The sequence below is a fragment of the Nocardiopsis sp. M1B1 genome (assembly GCF_052466615.1).
On the sequence record NZ_CP196194.1, the window covers coordinates 4,886,650 to 4,907,504 of the forward strand.

Consider the following 20,855-nt stretch of genomic DNA (forward strand, 5'->3'; position numbering starts at 1 on the left):
GAGGCGCGCGGTAGTTTGGCGCCGTGAACACCTCGCGAGAAGACACCAACCCCGCCGACGACGCCGCGTCCCCCGAGACGACGGCGGAGGCAGCGGAGACGACGGAGGCGGCGCCGACAGCGCGGACGTCGGCGGAGGAGGCCCCGGAGACCGGAACCGCCGGGAGCACCGGGAGCACCGGGAGCACCGGGGCCGCCGATACCGCCGGGCCGCCCGAGGAGGCCGGGGCGCGGGGGGCGCGTCAGGAGAGCGACGCCGGCGGCGCCTTCATCGCGGGCGCGCCGGTCCGCTCCCCCAGCGGCCTGTTCGCCGCCGAGACCTTCAGCGTCATCGCCCTGATGCTGTTCGCCCTCACCGCGCTGAACACCCGGCTCTTCGAGCTCTTCGGCTTCTTCTTCGTGGGCCGGGTCCCCACCGACACCAGCGCCGGGGAGGCGAGCGCGCTCGCGGCCGAGGTGATGGTCGCGGGCGGGCTGAGCGCGCTGACCGTGCTCGCCGGGGCCCTGTCGCTGCTGCGGGGAGGCGCGGCCACGCGGGCGTGGAGCCGCTGGGGCGCCTCCGCGGCCGTGATCGTGGGCACGCTGCTGGTCGTGGTCTCGGTGCTGACCTTCGCCACCCTGCCCTCCGGGTCCTGAACAGGGGTTTTGTAGAAACTCCCTTGGTACTTCGGCGGGTAGGTTGACCGCGTGAGTACATCAGCGGAAGGCAACGACCCGACCGATCCCACCCGGGGGCCCGCAAGGGACCCCGGCCGCGAGCCGGAGCCCGGGGCCGACCCGGCCACCGGGACCGGGGTTCCCGCGCATGAGCCCGCCATGGTGGAGGAGCCCCTGCTGGAGCCGGACTCCGGGGTGGCCGCCCCGGAGCGCACCGACCGGCCCAGCGGCCCCCTGGGCGCGGAGACCTTCGCCCTGACCGCGCTGTTCCTGCTCGCCGTGACGGTGCTTTCGAGCCAGCTGGTCCAGCTCTTCACCACGGTGGTGCTCATCGGCGACCAGCCGGTGCCCGTGGACCAGGTGTCGCAGTTCTCCGTGCAACTGCTCATCGGCGGCGGCCTGGCCGCGCTGACGGCGATCCTGGCGGGGCTCGCGCTGGCCCTGGCGGGTTTCAGGACCCGGCCCTGGGCGCGGTGGCTGGCCACCGCCGTGCTGATCGTGAGCCTGCTGCTGGTGCTGCTGGCGGTCGTGGCCTACGTCATGATGCCCGCGGGCAGCGCGCCCCAGCCCATGCCGATACCGAACTGACCCGCGCGGGGCCGGGGAGCCCCGTCCAGCCGTGGGGCGGCGACCGGAGGCCCGGTCGCCGCCCCACCGTTGTGAAGCAGCGGACCCCGGGGTCAGGCGATCCGGTCGATCACCAGCGGCCGGGCCTCGTACCCGGCCCCGCCCTGCGGCTCGATGTCGAAGGCCCCCTCCAGCGCCTCGGCCGCCCGCTCGAACCGCTCCGCCTCGTCGGCGTGCAGGGTGAACAGCGGCTCCCCCGCCACGACGCCCTCCCCCGGCTTGGCGTGCAGGGTCACCCCCACCCCGAACGACACCGCGTCCTCCTTGCGCGCCCGGCCAGCGCCCAGCCGCCACGCGGCCAGCCCCACCTGGTAGGCGTCCAGCCGGGTCACCGTCCCCGAGGCCGGAGCGAGCACCACCCGGCGCTCGGCGGCCACCGGCAGCGGCGCGTCCGGATCCCCGCCCTGCGCCCGGACCAACCTCTTCCACGACTCCAGCGCGCTGCCGTCCCGCAGCGCCTCGGCCGGGTCCTTGACCCCGCCCTCACCGGGGACGAGCCCGGCCGCGGCCAGCATCTCCCGGGCCAGCGCCACGGTCAGCTCCGCCACGTCCGCCGGCCCGCCGCCCGACAGCACCTCCACCGATTCGGCCACCTCCAGGGCGTTGCCCACCTGCCTGCCCAGCGGGACCGACATGTCGGTGAGCAGGGCGACCGTGCGCACCCCGTGGTCGTTGCCGATGTCGACCATCGTGCGGGCCAGCTCGCGCGCGGAGTCGGCGTCCTTCATGAACGCCCCCGACCCCACCTTGACGTCCAGGACCAGCGCGCCGGTGCCCTCGGCGAGCTTCTTGCTCATGATGGACGCGGCGATCAGCGGGATCGACTCGACCGTGCCGGTCACGTCGCGCAACGCGTAGAGCTTGCGGTCGGCCGGGGCCAGCCCCGACCCGGCCGCGCAGATCACCCCGCCCGTGGAGTCCAGCACCTCCCGCATCTCGCCGGTGGACAGCGAGGCCCGCCACCCGGGGATCGACTCCAGCTTGTCCAGGGTCCCGCCGGTGTGCCCGAGCCCGCGCCCCGACAACTGCGGCACGGCCGCCCCGCAGGCCGCGACGGTGGGCGTGAGCGGCAGGGTGATCTTGTCGCCCACCCCGCCTGTGGAGTGCTTGTCGGTGGTGGGCCGCGCCAGGTCGGAGAAGTCCAGGCGCTCCCCCGAGGCCAGCATCGCCTCGGTCCAGCGGCTCACCTCGGCCCGGTTCATCCCGCGCAGGAAGATCGCCATGGCCAGCGCCGACATCTGCTCCTCGGCCACCTCGCCGCGGGTGTAGGCGTCGATCACCCAGTCGATCTGGCCGGGGGTCAGCTCTCCCCCGTCGCGCTTGGCTCGGATGATCTCGATGACGTCCATGTCGTCTCCTCTCGGCTGGCGGAAGAAAAAGGGCCTCCCCGGACGCCGCCGCGCGGCGGCGTCCGGGGAGGCGGAACTAGCGGGAAAGCACGGTCACGCGAGGCTGTGCGGACCGAAGGCCTGCGGCAGCACCCGGTCCATGGTCCAGACTCCCTCGGGGGTGTCCACGAGCAGCTGAGGCCCGCCGTGTTCGAACAGGAGCTGGCGGCAGCGCCCGCACGGCATGAGCAGTTCGCCCCGCCCGTCCACGCAGCTGAAGGCCGTCAGACGGCCCCCGCCGGAGGCGTGCAGGGCGCTGACCAGGCCGCACTCGGCGCACAGGGCCAGCCCGTAGGAGGCGTTCTCCACGTTGCAGCCGCTGACGACGCGGCCGTCGTCGACCAGCGCCGCCGCGCCCACCGGGTAGCGGGAGTAGGGCGCGTAGGCGCGGCCCATGGCCTCGCGGGCAACGGCCCGCAGGGCCTCCCAGTCCACGCTCGCCGGGTCCAGTGGTGCGTCGGTCATGACCGGCTCGCCCTCCACTGCTTGCCGACCCCGGCCGGTGGCCGGAGCCGTTGCGAGGCCAGCGAGAGCACCAGCAGGGTGGCGATGTGCGGGCTGTAGGTGGCCAGCTCGCGCGGCAGCGAGTCGGTGGAGAAGTACCACGCGAACAGCAGCACCGCCGTGAGCGCGCCGAAGGCGGCCAGGCCCTTGCGGTCCCGGCGCACCTGCCACACGGCCACGCCCACCAGCGCCACGGCCAGGAGCAGCAGCAGGGCGTGCACCGCCGCGCCGCCGCCGCGCACCTGGAGGGCGTCGGTGTAGCCGAACAGGCCCGCGCCCATGGCCAGGCCGCCCGGGCGCCAGTTGCCGAAGATCATCGCGGCCAGGCCGATGTAGCCGCGCCCGCCGGTCTGGCCCTCCTGGTAGATCTGCGAGGCGACCACGGACAGGAACACGCCGCCCATGCCCGCCAGGCCACCGGAGACGATCACCGCGACGTACTTGAGGCTGTACACCGGCACGCCCAGGGACTCGGCGGCGTCGGGGTTCTCGCCCACCGAGCGCAGCCGCAGGCCGAACGTGGTCCGCCACAGCACCAGGTAGGTCAGCGGGATCATCAGGATCGCGACGACCGTCAGCGCGGGCATGTTCGTGGTCGCGCCGAGCACCAGCGAGGCCAGGTCGCTGACCAGGAAGATCCCGCTGTCGGCGACCGGCCTGAGCACCTGCGCCACGAGGGGCAGGTCCCACACCGGGAACGAGGGCGCCGGGGGCGACTGGGCCGCGCCCGCGCCCTGCACGTCGGAGTAGACCAGGATCGACAGGTAGCGCATCGCGCCGAGCATGAGGATGTTGATCGCCACGCCGGAGACGATGTGGTCCACCGCGAAGGTCACCGTGGCCACGGCGTGCAGGAGTCCGCCCGCCATACCGGCGAGCACGCCCGCCAGCAGTCCGATCCACGGGTTGCCCGTGGACCAGGCGAAGTAGGCGCCGAACCAGGTGCCCAGGATCATCATGCCTTCGAGGCCGATGTTGATGATGCCCGCGCGTTCGGCCCACAGACCGCCCAGCGCGGCCAGCCCGATGGGCACCGCGAAGGTGATGGTGGTGCTGATGGTGCCCGCGTCGGTGAGCATGTCGTGCCCGGTGATGACCCGCAGTCCCGCCAGGGACACCAGCACCGCGCCGAACAGGGTGAGGAAGCGCCAGCGCGCCCACCCCCGGGGCCGGGCGGCGGGCTTGGCCACCGGCTCCATCACGTTGATCTCCTGGCTCACTTGGCCTCCCCTCCGCGCCTGTCCTCGGGTTCGGGGGCGGTGCCCGCGTCGGTGGACCCGTCCGCGGGGGCCGGGGACGCCTCGTCCGCCGACACCTTCACCGTCTCCGGTGCGGGCGACTCGGCGGTGGTGCCGAGCTGCCTGCCGATCTGCTGCTGCTGGTAGCGGCGGCCCCAGCGGTGTACGACCTCGTAGACCACGACCACGGTGAGGACGATGGTGGCCTGCGAGATGACCGCGATCTCCTGCGGGATGCCGTCGAAGGGCAGGATGCCCGACGCCTGGTTCAGGAAGGCCCAGAACAGGGCGGCGAAGACGATGCCCACGGGGTGGTTGCGGCCCAGCAGGGCGATGGCGATGCCGATGAAGCCGATGCCGGTCGGGAAGTCCAGGGCGTAGTGGTGCGAGCTGCCCAGCAGCTGGGGCAGGCCCACCAGACCGGCGACCATGCCCGAGAAGAGCATGGACAGGAACACCATCTTCTTGACGTTGACGCCGCTGGCCTCGGCCGCGGACTGCGACTGGCCGGTGGCCCGCAGCTCGAAGCCGAAGCGGGTGCGGTTGAGCATCACCCAGTAGCCGATGCCGACGGCCACCGCCAGGAACACGAACCCGAAGATCCGCTCGTCCGAGCCCAGGAAGCCCGCCGGGATGCCGGGCACCCAGGAGGACTCGGGCATCGGCGGGGTGCCGATGTTGTTGGTGCTGATCTCCACCGCGAGGCGGTCGGTGCTGAGCAGGTAGGCGGTGACGCCGGTGGCGATGGAGTTGAGCATGATCGTGGAGATCACCTCGGACACACCGCGGGTCACCTTGAGGTACCCGGCGATGCCCGCCCACACGCCGCCCACGGCCACGGCCGTGATGACGATGACGATCTGGCTGAGCACCGGCGGCAGCACGATGTAGCCGCCCACGGCGGCCGACAGCAGCGCGGCGAGCCGGTACTGGCCGTCCACGCCGATGTTGAACAGCTTCATCTTGAAGCCGATCGCCACCGCGACGGCGGCCAGGTAGTACGTGGTGCCGTCGTTGATGACGCGCACCAGGCTGTCGGGCCGGGTGCCGTACTCCAGCATCCGCTCGAACGTGGCCAGCGGCGGGATGCCGCTGAAGAACAGCACGGCCGCGGTGACCGCGGTCGCGATGACCCCGGCGGCCAGGACCGCGGCGAAGGACAGCGCCAGCATGGCCGACAGCCGGTGGAACAGCAGGAAGGCCGCGGCGGAGCCGACCAGCGCGCCCAGCGCGGCGGCCACCGGCTCGATCAGGGACAGGTCCAGGAACCACGCGGACAGCAGACCGGCGGCCACCGACAGCACGAGGGCGGTGGGCACCACCAGCGTGTTGTGCAGGGCGGTGCCCTCCTCGCGGGCGCCGTCCGCGCCCGCACGGCGCTCGCGCGGCACCATGGGCCCGGACCAGGCCACGAAGGCGAAGGCCACGACCACGCCGATGATCAGCGCCGCCCACCACAGCAGCGCCCTGTCCAGGGCGAAGGTCAGTGCCACGCCCAGGGCGATCGCGACGCCCGCGGCCGCGGGTGCGGGCAGGGTCATCGCGGGACGGGAGATCCTACTCATGCGCCGCCCTCGCTTCCGTGTCGGTCGGCACCGCTGTCGCCTTCCGTGCTCTGGTCGGCCCGGTGCAGTCCGGCGCCGGTCATGGCCGAGCCCAGCTGTTCGGGTGTGACGGTGGTCGGGTCGGCCTGCGCGACCAGTCGGCCGCGCAGGATGACGTGGAGGGTGTCGGACATGCCGATCAGCTCGTCCAGGTCGGCGGAGACCAACAGCACGGCCAGGCCCGCGGCCCGGGCGTCGCGCAGCTGCTCCCAGATGGCGGCCTGGGCGCCCACGTCCACACCCCGGGTGGGGTGGGCGGCGACCAGGAAGCGCGGGGAGCCGCTCATCTCGCGGCCGATGATGAACTTCTGCTGGTTGCCGCCGGACAGGGCGTCGGCGATGACGTCGATGCCCGGGGTGCGCACGTCGTACTCGGCGACGATGCGCTCGGAGTCGGCGCGCGCGCCGGTCCGGTTGATCCAGGGGCCGCGGACGCTGGGCTCCTTGGTCTGGTGGCCCAGGATGCGGTTCTCCCACAGGGGGGACTCCAGCAGCACGCCGTGCCGGTGGCGGTCCTCGGGGATGTAGCCCACGCCCGCCTCGCGGATCCTGAGGGTGGGCCAGCCGGTGATGTCCTGCTCCTCCAGGCGGATGCTCCCGGCGGCCAGCGGGCGCATGCCCATGATGGCCTCGATGAGCTCGGACTGGCCGTTTCCCTCGACACCGGCGATGCCGACGATCTCGCCCCGGCGGATGTCGGCGCTCACCCCGTCCACGACGGCGCGGCCGTCGGCGGAGTGCACGGTGACCCCGTCCAGGGACAGCACGACGTGGTCGGTGACGGTGGACTCGCGCAGTTCGGGCACGGGCAGCTCGCCGCCGACCATGAGCGTGGCCAGGTCCCGGGCGGTGGTGGTGCCCGGGTCCGCGGTGGCCACGGTGGTGCCGCGGCGGATCACGGTGATCTCGTCGGCGACGGAGAGCACCTCGTCCAGCTTGTGGGAGATGAAGATGACGGTCAGGCCCTCGCGCTTGAGCTCGCGCAGGTTGTCGAAGAGCTCGTCGACCTCCTGCGGGACCAGGACGGCGGTGGGCTCGTCGAGGATGATGGTCCGCGCGCCGCGGTAGAGGACCTTGAGGATCTCCACGCGCTGGCGGTCGCCCACGCCCAGTTCCTCCATGAGGCGGTCCGGGTCGACCCCCAGGCCGTACTGGGCGGACAGCTCGCGGATGCGCGCGCGGGCGCGGTTGCCGATGCCGTGGCGGCGCTCGGCGCCCAGGACCACGTTCTCCAGCACGGTGAGGTTGTCGGCGAGCATGAAGTGCTGGTGCACCATGCCGATGCCGTTGCGGATGGCGTCGGAGGGCGAGCCGAAGCGCACCTCGCGGCCCTGGACGTAGATGTGTCCCTCGTCCGGCCGGTGCATGCCGTACAGGGTCTTCATCAGCGTGGACTTGCCCGCACCGTTCTCGCCGACGATGGCGTGCACGGTACCGGGAGCCACGGTGATGTCGATGTCGTGGTTGGCCACGACGCCGGGAAAACGCTTGGTGATCCCGCGCAGCTCAACGGCGGGGGGCGCCAGTGCCCCCTCGCCCGATGGCGTGCTGCTCATCATTCTCCTCGTGGAATGTGCGGTGTGGCGCCGCGGAACCGGCCGGGTCGCGGCCGCTGCCGGGCGTTCCGCCGCCGAACGGCAACCGGGGCGGCACCGGCCGGGGATCGACCCCGGTCGGTGCCGCCCGTGGATGCTGGCCGCCGCGGGCGACCCCGCGACGACGTGTGTTCCTGGACCGGGCTCTGGTGCCCGAACACGGACCGAAGCGAAGCGGAGGTCCAGGGGAACACGGTCTACGGCTCGGTCGGGACCTCGATCTCGCCGTCGATGATCTGCTGCTTGATCTCGTCCAGCTGCTCCTGGATCGGGCTGATCGCCTCCTCGTTGGAGGTGGTGTAGTCCACGCCGCCGTCGGCGAGCTCGAAGCGCTGGACGCCGCCCTCGACCTCTCCCTCGGTGGCGGCGGAGATCAGCTCGAACACGGCCACGTCCACCTGCTTGATGGCGGAGGTGAGCACGTGCGGCTTCTGGTCCTCTGCGGCGTTCTCGTACTGGTCGCTGTCGACGCCGATGAAGGTGAAGTCGTTGGCCACGGCCGACTCCAGGATGCCGTTGCCCGAGGCACCGGCGGCGTGGTAGATCACGTCCGCGCCGCGGTCGTACTGGGCCTGGGCGGTCTCACGGCCCTTGGCGGGGTCGCTGAAGCCGCTGAAGTCCGGCGGCTGGCTCAGGTAGTCGACCTCGACGGTGATGTCCTCGTTGACGTGTTCCACGCCCGCGGCGTAACCGGCCTCGAACTTGCGGATCAGCGGGGTCTCGACGCCGCCGACGAAGCCGACGTGGTCCTCCTCGGTGGTCAGCGCCGCGGCGGCGCCGGCCAGGAAGGAGGCCTGCTCCTCGGCGAAGACCAGGCTGGTGACGTTGTCGACGTCGGCGATCTCGGAGTCCACGATGGCGAAGTGGACGTCCGGGTACTCCGGCGCGACCGCGCGCACGGCGCCGTCGTAGGCGAACCCGACGGCGATGACGACGTCGTAGCCCTCCTCGGCCATGGTGGCCAGGCGGTCCTCCTTGGCGGACTCGGCCTCGCCGTCGCTGGGCTCGAAGTCGTTGGTCTCGACGCCGAGCTCCTCGGCCGCCCGCTCCAGTCCCCGGTAGGCCGAGTCGTTGAAGGAGCGGTCACCGCGACCGCCGACGTCGTAGGCCAGGCCGACCTGGAGCTCGGAGGCGGACTCCTCGCCGCCGCCCTCGCCGCCACCGCCCTCTTCGGCCGCGCTGTCACACGCGGTGAGGGCGAGCACACCGGCCGCCGCGGCCGCGGCGAACCTGACTGTGTTGCTGCGCTTCACTTCTCACTCCTCTTACGCCCTCTCAGCGGCCAGCATTCGCTCGCGACCGACCTGAGTTCTGCAGCCGGACGATATCCGGTGGCCGAAAGTACATCTAACCAACGGGCGGAGTTGTTATGAAGGCGAGAGCGTAGCGACACGGGTCCTTACCCGAAAGTCGACAAGCGTGCGTCCGAAGCGGTCGGCGGTGTTTCGGGATTGTGTTGCGGGGAAGCCGTTCCCCGCTCCGACACGGCATTACCACGCATGGCTGCGCGTCCTTCACCGGTTGTCACACCGGCACGTCGGAGGGGGCTGGTCTAGACCGGACTAACCGCGTCGGGCGGCGGGGCTGCGGGGCCGCGCACGGCGTCAGTCGGCCAGGAAGTCCAGCACGGCCTGCCGGAAGCGGCGGGAGGAGACGGCGTTGGCGTGGTCGCGCCCGGGGATCTCCACGTGCGTGCCGCCGCAGCGCTCGGCCAGGGCCGCGGCGCCCTCGGCGAACTGGTCCCGGGCGCCCGAGACCAGCAGCACCGGAAGACCGCTGAGCGGGGGCTCGGCGTCGAAGGGGCGCGAGGCCTGGCCGCGCGCGCAGGCGGCCAGCGCGGCGGGATCGTTGGAGGGCAGGGCGGCCACCGTGCGGTAGACGCGGTCGAAGGGCGTGTCCCCGGAACCGGGGTCGGACAGGTCCGTTCCGGCGAAGGCGTTTTTCGGTCCGAAACCGCCGAGAACGACCCGCTTGACGCGTTCGGGGGCGGTCAGCGCGAGTTCCCAGGCCAGGCGCGAACCCATGGAGTAACCGACCACGTCGACCTTGTCCACCGCCAACTCGTCGAGCATGGAGACGAGGTCGGCGACGAAGTGTCCGGGCAGGTAGAAAGCGCTGTCGGTCGGTTTGTCGCTGTTTCCGTGACCGCGCAGATCCGGCCCGATCACCCGTAGCCCGGCCGACTCCAGGGCCTGCGTCCACCCGGCGGCCCGCCAATTCATGCCGAAGTCGGTGCCGAAACCGTGCAGGAGAAGTACGGGGACCCCGTCCCCGCGACCCTGCGGACGCAAATCCGCATAACGCATTGTCACGCCGCCGGTGAGATTCGCGGACATGAAACCACCCACCATGTTTTCGAAAAGAAAAGGGAAAAACGCGGGCCCCGGTCGGATTTTCCTCCGAACGGGGCGCGCCGGGGGGCGCCCCCGTCCGTGTCTTCCTCCGAACGGGACCCGCGGTCGGCCGCCGTCAGTCCGTCGGGGGCTTGAGCCGCACCCGGCGGGCGGGCCGGGCCTGCTCCTCGGGGACGCGGCCCACGATGCCCGCCCGGGGCGCGTCGCCGGAGGCCTGGACCGCGAAGGTCACCAGGGGCGCGCCGACCGGGACCACCTGGTCCTCCTCGGCGTGCAGCTCGACGATCCGGCCCGCCTGGGGCGAGGGGATGACCACCGCGGACTTGGTGGTCTCCACCTCCACCAGGGGGGCGTTGCGCTCGATCTCCTCGCCCACGGCGACCTGCCACTCCAGGACGGTCGCCTCGACCAGCCCCTCGCCCAGGTCGGGGAGGGAGAAGGTGATGTTGTCTTCTGCCATGGTCGCTCTAGTACTCCAGGGTCCGTTGCACCGCGAGCAGGACGCGGTCGATGGTCGGCAGGTACTGCGGCTCCAGGGGACCCGCGGGGTAGGGCACGTCGAACCCGGTGACGCGCTGGACGGGGGCGGACAGGTCGCGGAAGCAGTGCTCGGTGACCAGGGCGGCCACCTCCGCGCCGAGCCCGGCGGTCAGCGGCGCCTCGTGGACGACCACGGCCCGCCTGGTGCGCGCGACCGAGGCGGCCATCCCGGCCGCGTCCAGGGGCTTGAGCCAGCGCAGGTCCAGCACCTCCAGTTCCACGCCGTCCTCGGCGGCCAGCTCGGCCACCTGGACGCAGCGGTGCACCATGGCCCCCCAGGCGATGAGGGTGGCGTGCCTGCCCGGGCGCACGACGCGGCTGGTGCCGATGGGCTCGCTGGGCTCGCGCAGCCGCACGGGCCTGCGGTCCCAGTAGCGGGCCTTGGGCTCCATGTAGACGACGGGGTCGTCGGAGCGCACCGACTGGAGCAGGAGGCTGTAGGCGTCGGCGGGGTCCGAGGGCGCGGCGACCTTGAGGCCGGGGGTGTGCGCGAAGAGCGCCTCCAGGCTCTCGCCGTGGTGCTCGGGCGCCTGGATGCCGCCGAAGGAGGGCAGGCGCAGGGTGATCGGCATGGGGGCCGCGCCGCGGGTGCGGTAGTTCATGCGCGCCACCTGGTTGACGATCTGGTCGATCGCGGGATAGGCGAAACCGTCGAACTGGAGCTCGGGGACGGGCCGCCAGCCGTTCATGGCCAGGCCGACCGCCATGCCCATGATGGCGGACTCGGCCAGCGGGGTGTCGAAGACACGCGTGTCCCCGAACTCCTTCTGGAGCCCGTCGGTGACGCGGAAGACCCCGCCCAGGGCGCCCACGTCCTCGCCGAAGACCAGCACGTCGGGGTCCTCGGCGAGCAGGTCGCGCAGGGCGCGGTTGATGGCCTGCTGCATGGACAGCTCGACCTCGGGGGCCTCGGCCGCGGTGTCGGCGCGTTCGATCAGCTCGGTCACAGCTCGACCTCTTCCTGCCAGGTGCGGCGCTGCCGGGTCAGCTCCTCGGTGGTCTCCCGGAAGACGTGGGTGAACAGCTCCGAACCGTCCGGTTCGGGTGCGGTGGCCACCCCGTCGCGGATGCGCTCGGCCTCCTGGCGGGCCTCGGCGTCGACCCGGGCGAGTTCTCCCTCGTCGGCGTGCCCGGCGGCGAGCAGGGCCGCGCGCAGCAGGGTCACGGGGTCGCGCTCGCGCCAGCGCCGGGCCTCGGCGTCGTCGCGGTAGCGGCCGGGGTCGTCGGAGGTGGAGTGGGGCTCCACCCGGTAGGTGAGCGCCTCGATGAGGGTGGGGCCCTCGCCGCGGCGGGCCCGGGCGACGGCCTCGGCGGTGGCCTCGTGGACCGCGCCCGCGTCGTTGCCGTCCACCAGCACGCCGGGCATGCCGTAGCCCTCGGCGCGCGCGCTGACCGAGCCGCCCGCGACCTGGCGGTGGTTGGGCACCGACAGCGCCCACTGGTTGTTCTGGCAGAAGAAGACCACGGGGGCGCCGAAGACCCCGGCGAAGTTCATGGCCTCGTGGACGTCGCCCTCGGAGCTGGCGCCGTCGCCGAAGTAGGCCAGGGCCACGCCGTCGCCGCCGCGCAGCCGCTCGCCCACGGCCCAGCCGACCGCGTGCGGGACGGGGCCGCCGACCACGGCGTTGACGGCGCCGAACCGCGAGGCCGCGACGTCGTAGAGGCCGCCGTGCCACAGGGCGCGGTGGGTGGCCATGTAGCCGACCATCTCCACCCCGTAGGCCAGGGCGGAGGCCATCTCCCGGTAGGTGGGGAAGACGAAGTCGCGCGCGGGGTCCATGGCCGAGGCGCTGGCGACCTGGGCGGCCTCCTGGCCGCGCACGGACACGTAGGCGGGGAAGACGCCCTGGCGCTGGAGGGCGATGGCCTCGGTGTCCAGGTCGCGGGCGGTCCTCATGTGGCGGTAGAGGGCACGGGTGAGGTCGGGCGGCAGGTGGCCCACGGTGATGGCGCCCCGGTCCGCCGGCTCGTGGGGTGAGGGGTCCGGACGCACGGCGCCTGCGTCGGGGGCGGTGGCCCCGCGACTTCCGCGAAGCGGGTCCTGGGGCGAGGGCGGGCGGCTGGCGGGCATGTCGAGCGGCTCCCAACGTGGCCCTGCCCCGCGCGGTGGCGCGGTCCGGGCTCCGGGCGGTGTCTGTCCTGTACGCAGATTCTCCGCAAGACTCGACACTTTCGCTAGATATCCGCCGCTAGTTGATACATATGGGAACGAAACTCGCCATATCGTCCCCTGGTGTCCAGCGCGAACCCCGTTCCACCCGAGAAAACGACACACGGGCCTATACACCTCACGAACGCCGTCGGACCCCGGGAGGGCGCGAGCCGCGACCGGGAGCGCACGCGGGGTCGCGGTGAGGGGGGTCCACGGTCACGGAACAGCCGCGATCGGCCGCGGCGGGCGCACTTCCCGGCGCCGAGCGCATACGTTCGAGGCACCGGTCATCCGGTCAACGAAACCCCCCGATTTCCCGACACTTGGACCCCACGCAACCCCGCGACAAGAAGTTCTGTCGTGTTCCGGGCCGCGCGGTGTAGGCGCCGCCGGTCCGGGAAACCACCCCATCCACCGACCGCGTCGACCACGAGTACAGTCGGACTCCCGACGCGCCTCCCCCCGCCCGTCGGACCCCGCGCCAGGGTCCCCGCTCCCGTCCTCCTCCGGCGCCGCCCCCGCGGCGGCCGGAGGGGGTGCCCGAATGCCGCGCATCTCGCCGACTGAGATTCCGATAGACGGAAACAACGTTTACCTGGTAACTCGTTAGCCCCGGTCAACGACGACAGTGAGGGGCTTCGTCCTGAAACAAGAGCACACGAGGAGCACGCACATGGCCATGGGCGACCAGCGGAGGAACGGCCGGCGGCCGGACACGACCGACCAGACGATCCTGAGCGCGCTCGCCAAGGACGCGCGGACCGGGATCACCGAGATCGCCGCACTGGCCAACGTGTCCCGCGCGACGGCCTACAACCGCATCAAGCGGCTCACCGACGAGGGCGTCATCCGCGGCTACTCCGTGGTGACCGACCACTCCAAGATGGGGCTCGGCGTCACCGCGCTCGTCCTCATCTCGGGCAGCCAGCCGGACTGGCGCGCCAACCGGGAGATCCTGTCCTCCTACCCGGAGATCGAGTACTGCTGGTACGTCGTGGGCTCGGCGGACATCGTCCTCCTCGTCCGCGTGGCCAACACCAACCAGCTGCGCGACCTGATCCTCACCCGGTTGCAGTCGCTTCCCGGTGTGACGTCCACCCAGACGCTCACCGTCATCGACGAGGTCGTGCACCGGCCGGTCGTGGAACCCGCCGACGGCGACTGAACGGCGCCCTCAACCCCCGACAGCCGCGGTGACCGAGGCCATCAGCTCGGCGAGCAGGTCCGAGCCCAGTGCGCGGGTGGCCGCCACGTCACCGTCCACATCCAGCACCACCTCGACGTAGGCCTTCAGCTTGGGCTCGGTCCCCGAGGGCCTGAGCGTCACACGTCCCCTGCCCTCCAACCGGAAGCGCAGGGCGTCCGTCGGCGGCAGACCCGCGTGTCCGGCGGCGAAGTCGTCCACCCCCACCACCCGCAGGGGACCGAACGCGGCGGGCGGTTCGGCGCGCAACCGCCGCATCGCCGCGGAGATGAGCGACAGGTCCTCCACCCGCACCGACAGCTGATCGCTCAGGTGCAGGCCGTACCGGCGCGCCTGGCCGTCGAGCAGGTCGAGCAGGGTCGTCCCCTCGCGCTTGGCGCGGGCGGCGAGCGCCGCGGCCACCAGGGCCGCGCTGATCCCGTCCTTGTCCGCGACCGGACGGCCGCCGTCGGCGCCCACGCAGTAGCCCAGAGCCTCCTCGAACGCGAAGACCCGCCGCTGCCCGGGTCCGCCCGCGCGCGCCAGCCACTTGAAGCCTGTGAGGGTCTCCTCGTAGTGCACGCCCCGGTCGCGGGCGATCTTGCCGAGCAGGCTGGAGGAGACGATCGAGGCGGCCACCACCCGGTCGGACCCGCTGGTGTGGTCGAGCACGTACTCGGCCAGCAGCCCGCCCACCTCGTTGCCGGTGAGCAGGCCGTGCCCGGGGACCGCGAGCGCGAGCCGGTCGGCGTCGGGGTCGTTGGCGATGACCAGGTCGGAGCGGTCGGCGGCGCCGGTGGCCAGCGCCATGTCCATGGCGCCGGGCTCCTCCGGGTTGGGGAAGTCCACGGTCGGGAAGTCGGGGTCGGGCTCGAACTGGGCGGCGACCACGGACGGACGGGGGAACCCCGCCCGCTCCATCGCCGCCAGCAGCACCCGGCCGCCCACGCCGTGCATGGCGGTGTAGGTGGTGGCCAGGTCGCGGTCCCCGCCCGGGACCAGCGCGGTGACCGCGTCCAGGTAGTGCTCCACCGCCTCCTCCCCCAGCACCGTCCACCCCTCGCCCAGGGGCAGTTCGTCGACCGGGCCCACCGCGTCGATGGCGGCGGAGATCTCGGCGTCGGCCGGGGAGACGATCTGGGTTCCCGCGTCGGCGCCGCCGCCCGCCTTGGCCGCCCCCGCGTAGACCTTGTAGCCGTTGTCCCGGGGCGGGTTGTGGCTGGCGGTGACCATGATCCCGGCGTCGGCGCCCAGGTCGCGGACGGCGAAGGCCAGGACGGGGGTGGGCAGCGGTCCGGGCATGAGGGACACGCGGTGCCCGGCGCCGGTGAGGACGGCGGCGCTGTCGCGCGCGAAGTCCGCCGAGCGGTGCCGGGCGTCGTAGCCGACGACCACGTGCCCGGGGCCCTCACCGAGCCAGGCGGCGATCCCCGCGGCGGCCCGCATGACCACCACCCGGTTCATCCGGTTGGGGCCCGCGCCGAGGGCGCCGCGCAGCCCGGCGGTGCCGAACTCCAGGCGGGCCCCGAAGCGGGAGTCCAGGTCGGCCAGCGCGTCGGCCTCGCCCCGGCCGGCGCGCTCCACCAGTCCCGCCAGCTCCGCGCGCGTGTCGGGGTCGGGGTCCTGGGCGATCCACTGCCTGGCCCGGGCGAGGTCGGTCATGGGGTTCCCCTCAGAGCTTGGCGGTGATGTCGGCGAGCAGGCGGCCGACCGTTCCGGCGGCGTCGCGGCCGGTGGCCAGCACGTCCTCGTGGTCGAGGTTGGCCCCCGTGAGCCCGGCCGCGACGTTGGTGACCAGGGACAGGCCCAGCACGCGGGCGCCCGCGGCGCGGGCGGCGATCGCCTCCAGCACGGTGGACATCCCGACCAGGTCGGCGCCCATGGCGCTGAGCATGCGGATCTCGGCGGGCGTCTCGAAGTGCGGGCCGGGCATGGCCGCGTACACGCCCTCGGGCAGGGAGGGGTCCACCGAGCGGGCCAGCTCGCGCAGGGCGGGGGTGTAGGTCTCGGTGAGGTCGACGAAGGTCGCGCCGGTCAGCGGGGACCGCGCGGTCATGTTGAGGTGGTCGGCGATGAGCACCGGAGACCCCACCGCGTAGGCGGGGTTGATGCCGCCCGCGGCGTTGGTCAGCACGACCGTGGTGGCCCCGGCCGCCACGGCGGTGCGCACGCCGTGCACGACGGCGTCGGTTCCGTGGCCCTCGTACAGGTGGGTGCGGCCCAGGAAGGCGAGCAGCGAGCGGTCGCCCGCCCTGATGCTGCGCACGGTGCCGCTGTGGCCCTCCACCGCCGGGGGCACGAAGCCGGGCAGGTCGGTGGTGGGCAGCTCCTGGCCGGAGTCGCCGAGCAGGTCGGCCGCGGAGGCCCACCCCGATCCCATGACCAGGGCGACGTCGTAGGCGTCCACGCCGGTGCGCGAACGCAGTTCGGCGGCGGCCTCCTCGGCGGCTGCCTGGGGTGTGCGAGTCACAGCGGGTCTCTCCGTTCGTTGGCGCCCGGCAAGGGTGCGCGGACGCGGTGCCGTACGCGTGATCCTGCTACCCGCGGCGCGTCCGGGCGGCCCGGACGCGCCGCGGGTACGGGATCGTCGCCGGCGGAACCCCTGTGTCGCACCGGCGGCGGCCTCGGCGCCCCCTAGATCCCCACGGGGTGCCAGACCGTCTTGGTCTCCAGGAAGGGCTTCAGGCGCGCGGTGCCGGGATCGGGGTCGAGCCAGGCGTCCTCGCCGCCGTCGGAGCCGGGGCCGGGGCGCAGCACCCGGGTGAGGGTGTCGGCGGCGGCCCTCTCGAACTCGGCGGCCAGGTCCCCGGCGCCGGTCAGGTCCAGGGCGTTGACGTCGGCGTGCGAGGCCAGGTGGGGCCCCAGTTCCGGCACGCGTCCGGTGAGCAGGTTGACCACACCGCCCGGCAGGTCGGAGGTGGCCAGCACCTCGGCCAGGTCGATCGCGGCCAGCGGCGCGTCCCCGGAGGTGACCACGACGGCGGTGTTGCCGGTGGCGATCACGGGGGCGACCACGGAGGTCAGGCCGAGCAGCGGCGCGTTCTGGGGGGCGAACACCGCGACCACGCCGGTGGGCTCGGGCGCGGAGTGGTTGTAGTAGGGCCCCGAGACGGGGTTGGCGCCGCCCAGGACCTGGGCGACCTTGTCGGTCCAGCCCGCGTAGTACACCCACCGGTCCACGGCGGCGTCGACCACGCGTTCGGCGTCGGCGCGGGAGAGCCCCTGCGCGGCCACGGCCTGGGCGGCGAACTGGTCGCGGCGCCCCTCCAGCATCTCCGCGACCCGGTACAGGATCTGGCCGCGGTTGTAGGCGGTGCGGCCCGACCAGCCGCCGAAGGCCTTGCGCGCGGCGGCCACGGCGTCACGGGCGTCCTTGCGGGAGGCGAGCGAGGCGTTGGCCAGGTGCTGGCCGCTGGCGGAGGTCACGGGGTAGCTCCTGCCCGATTCGGAGCGGGGGAAGGCCCCGCCCAGGTAGAGCTTGTAGGTCTTGCGGACCGCCAGCCGGGCGGGCGCGGCGGCGTCGGCCGTGCCCCGCGCGGCCTCGGCGGCCCTGGCCGCGCTCTTGGCGGTCTTCCGGTTCTCGCGCCGCTCAGCCAAGGTAGGCCTCCAATCCGTGCCGCCCGCCCTCGCGGCCGTATCCCGACTCCTTGTAGCCGCCGAAGGGGCTGGTCGGGTCGAACTTGTTGAACGTGTTGGACCAGATCACCCCGGCGCGCAGGCGCTCGGCGGTCCAGAGCATGCGCGAGCCCTTCTCGGTCCACACCCCGGCGGAGAGGCCGTAGGGGGTGTTGTTGGCCTTGGCCACGGCCTCCTCGGGGGTGCGGAAGGTCAGCACCGAGAGCACGGGGCCGAAGATCTCCTCGCGTGCCACGCGGTGGGACTGGCTGACGCCGGTCAGGACGGTGGGCGCGAACCAGTAGCCGCTCGCGGGCAGCTCGCAGGCGGGCGACCAGCGCTCGGCGCCCTCCTCCTCGCCGGTGTCGGTGAGTTCGCGGATGCGCTCCAGCTGCGCGGCGGAGTTGATCGCGCCGATGTCGGTGTTCTTGTCCAGCGGGTCGCCCAGGCGCAGCTTGGCGACGCGCTCCTTGAGCCGGGGCAGCAGTTCCTCGGCGATCGACTCCTGGACCAGCAGCCGTGAACCGGCGCAGCACACGTGGCCCTGGTTGAAGAAGATCCCCGAGACGATGCCCTCGACCGCCTGGTCCAGGGCCGCGTCGTCGTAGACGATGTTCGCGCCCTTGCCGCCCAGTTCCAGGGTGAGGCGCTTGCCGGTGCCCGCGACCGAGCGGGCGATCTGGCGGCCGACCCCGGTGGAGCCGGTGAAGGCCACCTTGTCGGCGCCCGGGTGCTCCACGAGGGCGCGGCCGGTCTCGCCCGCGCCGGTGAGGATGTTGACCACGCCCGGGGGCAGGTCGGCCTCCTGGCAGATCTCGGCGAAGGCCAGCGCGGTGAGCGGGGTGGTCTCGGCTGGCTTGAGCACCACGGTGTTGCCGGTGGCCAGCGCCGGGGCGACCTTCCACGCGAGCATGAGCAGCGGGAAGTTCCACGGGATGACCTGGGCGGCCACGCCCAGCGGGCGCGGGTCGGGGCCCAGCCCGGCGTGGGCGAGCTTGTCGGCCCACCCGGCGTGGTAGAAGAAGTGCGCGGCGACCAGGGGCAGGTCGACGTCGCGTGTCTCCTTGATGGGCTTGCCGTTGTCCATCGACTCCAGCACGGCCAGTTCGCGCGAGCGCTCCTGGATGATGCGGGCGATGCGGAACAGGTACTTGCCGCGCTCGGCGCCGGGCATCGGCCCCCAGACGGTGTCGAAGGCGCGGCGGGCGGCGGCGACGGCCCGGTCCACGTCGGCGCGTCCGGCGACGGCGACCCGGGCGAGCTCGGTCTCGTCGGCGGGGTTGAGGGTGGTGAGGTACTCGCCGCCCTCGGCCGGGGTGAAGGCGCCGTCGACGAACAGCTCGTAGTTCTCGCGCAGGGTGACGACGGAGCGGGACTCCGGTGCGGGCGCGTACTCGAAGATCACGGCTCTCAGTCCAGCGTGTAGTAGTCGGGGCCCGGGTAGGTGCCGGTGGACAGCCTGGTGCGCTGCATGAGCAGGTCGTTGAGGAGGCTGGAGGCGCCGATCCGGAACAGGTCGGGGGTCAGCCAGTCGGGACCGGCGACCTCGTTGACCAGGACCAGGTTGCGGATGGCGTCCTTGGTGGTGCGGATGCCGCCCGCGGGCTTGACGCCCACGCGCCTTCCGGTGGCGGCGTGGTGGTCGCGGACCGCCTCCAGCATGACGAGGGTGACCGGCAGGGTGGCGGCCGGGGACACCTTGCCGGTGGAGGTCTTGACGAAGTCGCCCCCGGCCCGGATGGCCAGGTGGGAGGCGCGGCGCACGTTGTCGTAGGTGGCCAGCTCGCCGGTCTCCAGGATGACCTTGAGGTGGGCGGTGCCGCAGGCCTCCTTGACGGCGGCGATCTCCTCGAAGACCTTGAGGTAGTCGCCGGACAGGAAGGCGCCGCGGTCGATGACCATGTCGATCTCGCCGGCGCCGTCGGCGACCGCGCGGCGGGTGTCGGCGAGCTTGACCTCCATGGGCGCCCGGCCGGAGGGGAAGGCGGTGGCCACCGAGGCCACGCCGACCCCGGTGCCGCGCAGCGCCTCGACGGCGGTGGCGACCATGTCGGGGTAGACGCACACGGCGCCCACGCGGGGCACGGTGGCGTCGGCGGGGTCGGGGTGGGCGGCCTTGGCGCACAGGGCCCGGACCTTGCCGGGGGTGTCGGCGCCCTCCAGGGTGGTCAGGTCCACCATGGAGACGGCCAGGTCGATGGCCCGGGCCTTGGCGGTGGTCTTGACCGACCGGGTGGACAGGTCCTGGGCGCGGGCTCGCGCGCCGACCTCGTCCACGCCCGGGAGGCCGTGCAGGAACGCGCGGAGTTCGCGGTTGGTCGCCGCCTCGGGCGCGAATGCGGTGTGGGGCACGGGCACCTACAGCTCGTCGGGTTGCTGGCCTGCCCGTCCGCTGTGGCCAGCGGAAACGGGGCTCGCGGCGCGGCGCGCGGGGAGGTCCTCCCCCGGGGCCGGGCCGTCAGGCAGTCACCCTAACGCCGGGTGGGGCCGCCGTCAGCACCCGTCCGGATCGAGCCGCCCAAGGTTGGAGGAGCCTCCAACCCACCCGGGGAGTTTTCCTCGTCCTTTCCTCCAATCCGGCACGGAGAACCCCCAGAAAAGGGCGCCCGTAGTGTTCTGTCACCGTTGGGAAGGACACGCGTGGTCTAGACCGGACCACTCCCTTTTAGCTACGTGGGCGGGATGCGAGACTGGCCCGAATCCTCCCCCCTGCCCGCGTCCCCGGGCCCGGGAGCCGGAGGAGCGGACCCCGAGGCGACGGGAGCGGTGATGTCGGCCGGAGAGCGGAGCGAGCCACGCGCGGGCGGGGCGGAGCCGGTGCGCCTGGTACGGCTGGACCGGGTCACACCGGAAGCGGACCTGTTGCGGCTGGCCGTGCTGCGCCACCGCCTGCCGCCCGGCCAGCGCGGACACGTGCTGCTGCCGGTGACCACCCTGCCCGCCGCCGACGCCGACCCGGCGCGCACGCCCTTCGCCGTCGTCGGTCCGGGAGCCGTCGCCGACGCCGCCGGGGCGCGGGCGGCCTGCGCGGGCTTCGGCGTGCTGGACCGGGCCGTGCACGCGCGCGACCTGGTACCCGACCCGGCGCGGGCGGTGCTGCTGCGCGCCTTCTACGTCACCACCGCCTGGCAGAACCGGGGCGTGGGGCGGGCCGTGTGCTCCCCGCCCCTGCTGGACAGGTTGGCCGCGCAGGTGGCGCCGGAGGCGGCCGAGCTGGTGCTGTGCGTGGACGAGGCCAACCACGCGGCGGCCCGTGTCTACGCGCGCGCCGGGTTCGTCTTCACCGGCCGCCGCTTCGTGGACACGGTGGGGGGACCGCAGCTGGTGATGGTCCGCCCGGTACAGCGGGGCTGAGCGGGGCCGGGGGCCCGGCGCGATCCGGGCCGGGCAGGGCTCGTC

The 20,855-nt window shown here is 73.1% G+C and carries 19 protein-coding genes; 4 read left to right on the plus strand and 15 right to left on the minus strand.

The genetic code is table 11. The features are described from left to right. Positions 1 to 23 precede the first annotated feature (23 nt). Positions 24 to 635 carry a hypothetical protein gene (locus tag ACSTA4_RS21190; protein ID WP_444960739.1) on the plus strand — a complete coding sequence of 204 codons (612 nt, stop codon included), beginning with the start codon at positions 24 to 26 and terminating at the stop codon, positions 633 to 635. Between the two features lie 51 nt (positions 636 to 686). Beyond that, positions 687 to 1,244: a hypothetical protein gene (locus ACSTA4_RS21195; protein ID WP_444960740.1), complete on the plus strand. Its 558-nt coding sequence runs from the start codon at positions 687 to 689 to the stop codon at positions 1,242 to 1,244. A gap of 92 nt (positions 1,245 to 1,336) precedes the next feature. Here ACSTA4_RS21195 and ACSTA4_RS21200 read toward each other — a convergent pair whose 3' ends face one another. From ACSTA4_RS21200 to ACSTA4_RS21245, 10 genes are all read right to left on the minus strand, one after another. Further along, positions 1,337 to 2,632: a thymidine phosphorylase gene (locus ACSTA4_RS21200; RefSeq protein WP_444960741.1), complete on the minus strand. Its 1,296-nt coding sequence runs from the start codon at positions 2,630 to 2,632 to the stop codon at positions 1,337 to 1,339. 93 nt (positions 2,633 to 2,725) lie between these two features. After that, a complete protein-coding gene (locus ACSTA4_RS21205) occupies positions 2,726 to 3,154 on the minus strand; it encodes a cytidine deaminase (protein ID WP_444960742.1) in 429 nt (142 codons plus the stop codon). Then, positions 3,133 to 4,395 (minus strand): ABC transporter permease, encoded by a 1,263-nt coding sequence (locus ACSTA4_RS21210; protein ID WP_416027217.1) that lies wholly within the window; start codon positions 4,393 to 4,395, stop codon positions 3,133 to 3,135. Before ACSTA4_RS21210 ends, ACSTA4_RS21205 begins: the two co-directional genes overlap by 22 nt. Then, a complete protein-coding gene (locus ACSTA4_RS21215; RefSeq protein ID WP_444960743.1) occupies positions 4,392 to 5,978 on the minus strand; it encodes an ABC transporter permease in 1,587 nt (528 codons plus the stop codon). The genes ACSTA4_RS21210 and ACSTA4_RS21215 overlap by 4 nt, the downstream gene beginning before the upstream one ends. After that, a complete protein-coding gene (locus tag ACSTA4_RS21220) occupies positions 5,975 to 7,573 on the minus strand; it encodes an ABC transporter ATP-binding protein (protein WP_248771431.1) in 1,599 nt (532 codons plus the stop codon). The genes ACSTA4_RS21215 and ACSTA4_RS21220 overlap by 4 nt, the downstream gene beginning before the upstream one ends. 236 nt (positions 7,574 to 7,809) lie before the next feature. Further along, positions 7,810 to 8,865 (minus strand): BMP family lipoprotein, encoded by a 1,056-nt coding sequence (locus ACSTA4_RS21225; protein WP_248771432.1) that lies wholly within the window; start codon positions 8,863 to 8,865, stop codon positions 7,810 to 7,812. Between the two features lie 351 nt (positions 8,866 to 9,216). Further along, positions 9,217 to 9,918 carry an alpha/beta fold hydrolase gene (locus ACSTA4_RS21230; RefSeq protein ID WP_444964230.1) on the minus strand — a complete coding sequence of 234 codons (702 nt, stop codon included), beginning with the start codon at positions 9,916 to 9,918 and terminating at the stop codon, positions 9,217 to 9,219. A gap of 163 nt (positions 9,919 to 10,081) precedes the next feature. Beyond that, positions 10,082 to 10,426: a biotin/lipoyl-containing protein gene (locus tag ACSTA4_RS21235; RefSeq protein ID WP_274974189.1), complete on the minus strand. Its 345-nt coding sequence runs from the start codon at positions 10,424 to 10,426 to the stop codon at positions 10,082 to 10,084. 7 nt (positions 10,427 to 10,433) lie between these two features. Then, positions 10,434 to 11,453 carry an alpha-ketoacid dehydrogenase subunit beta gene (locus tag ACSTA4_RS21240; RefSeq protein WP_416027208.1) on the minus strand — a complete coding sequence of 340 codons (1,020 nt, stop codon included), beginning with the start codon at positions 11,451 to 11,453 and terminating at the stop codon, positions 10,434 to 10,436. Next, positions 11,450 to 12,448 carry a thiamine pyrophosphate-dependent dehydrogenase E1 component subunit alpha gene (locus tag ACSTA4_RS21245; protein ID WP_444964231.1) on the minus strand — a complete coding sequence of 333 codons (999 nt, stop codon included), beginning with the start codon at positions 12,446 to 12,448 and terminating at the stop codon, positions 11,450 to 11,452. Before ACSTA4_RS21245 ends, ACSTA4_RS21240 begins: the two co-directional genes overlap by 4 nt. 883 nt (positions 12,449 to 13,331) lie before the next feature. On the opposite strand from ACSTA4_RS21245, the gene ACSTA4_RS21250 reads away from it, so the two are divergent. Then, positions 13,332 to 13,823, plus strand: coding sequence for an Lrp/AsnC family transcriptional regulator (locus ACSTA4_RS21250; RefSeq protein ID WP_047869398.1), 492 nt, complete (start codon positions 13,332 to 13,334; stop codon positions 13,821 to 13,823). 9 nt (positions 13,824 to 13,832) lie between these two features. On the opposite strand, the gene ACSTA4_RS21255 is transcribed toward ACSTA4_RS21250, so the two are convergent. The 5 genes from ACSTA4_RS21255 to deoC form a co-directional block, all read right to left on the minus strand. Further along, the gene (locus ACSTA4_RS21255) at positions 13,833 to 15,503 is read right to left on the minus strand and encodes a phospho-sugar mutase (protein ID WP_444960744.1); all 1,671 of its coding nucleotides are present in this window, start codon (positions 15,501 to 15,503) and stop codon (positions 13,833 to 13,835) included. Positions 15,504 to 15,513: 10 nt separating this feature from the next. Beyond that, complete coding sequence (locus ACSTA4_RS21260; RefSeq protein WP_212643426.1) at positions 15,514 to 16,311, minus strand: purine-nucleoside phosphorylase; 798 nt, start codon at positions 16,309 to 16,311, stop codon at positions 15,514 to 15,516. 164 nt (positions 16,312 to 16,475) lie between these two features. Continuing rightward, positions 16,476 to 17,438 carry an aldehyde dehydrogenase family protein gene (locus tag ACSTA4_RS21265; RefSeq protein WP_444960745.1) on the minus strand — a complete coding sequence of 321 codons (963 nt, stop codon included), beginning with the start codon at positions 17,436 to 17,438 and terminating at the stop codon, positions 16,476 to 16,478. Then, positions 17,431 to 18,861 (minus strand): aldehyde dehydrogenase family protein, encoded by a 1,431-nt coding sequence (locus ACSTA4_RS21270; RefSeq protein WP_444960746.1) that lies wholly within the window; start codon positions 18,859 to 18,861, stop codon positions 17,431 to 17,433. Before ACSTA4_RS21270 ends, ACSTA4_RS21265 begins: the two co-directional genes overlap by 8 nt. Before the next feature lie 5 nt (positions 18,862 to 18,866). Then, on the minus strand, positions 18,867 to 19,814 hold the full coding sequence (deoC, locus tag ACSTA4_RS21275; RefSeq protein ID WP_444960747.1) for a deoxyribose-phosphate aldolase: 948 nt from the start codon (positions 19,812 to 19,814) through the stop codon (positions 18,867 to 18,869). Between the two features lie 411 nt (positions 19,815 to 20,225). Between deoC and ACSTA4_RS21280 the strand changes: the two genes are divergently transcribed. Continuing rightward, complete coding sequence (locus ACSTA4_RS21280; RefSeq protein WP_444960748.1) at positions 20,226 to 20,810, plus strand: GNAT family N-acetyltransferase; 585 nt, start codon at positions 20,226 to 20,228, stop codon at positions 20,808 to 20,810. Positions 20,811 to 20,855 lie beyond the last annotated feature (45 nt).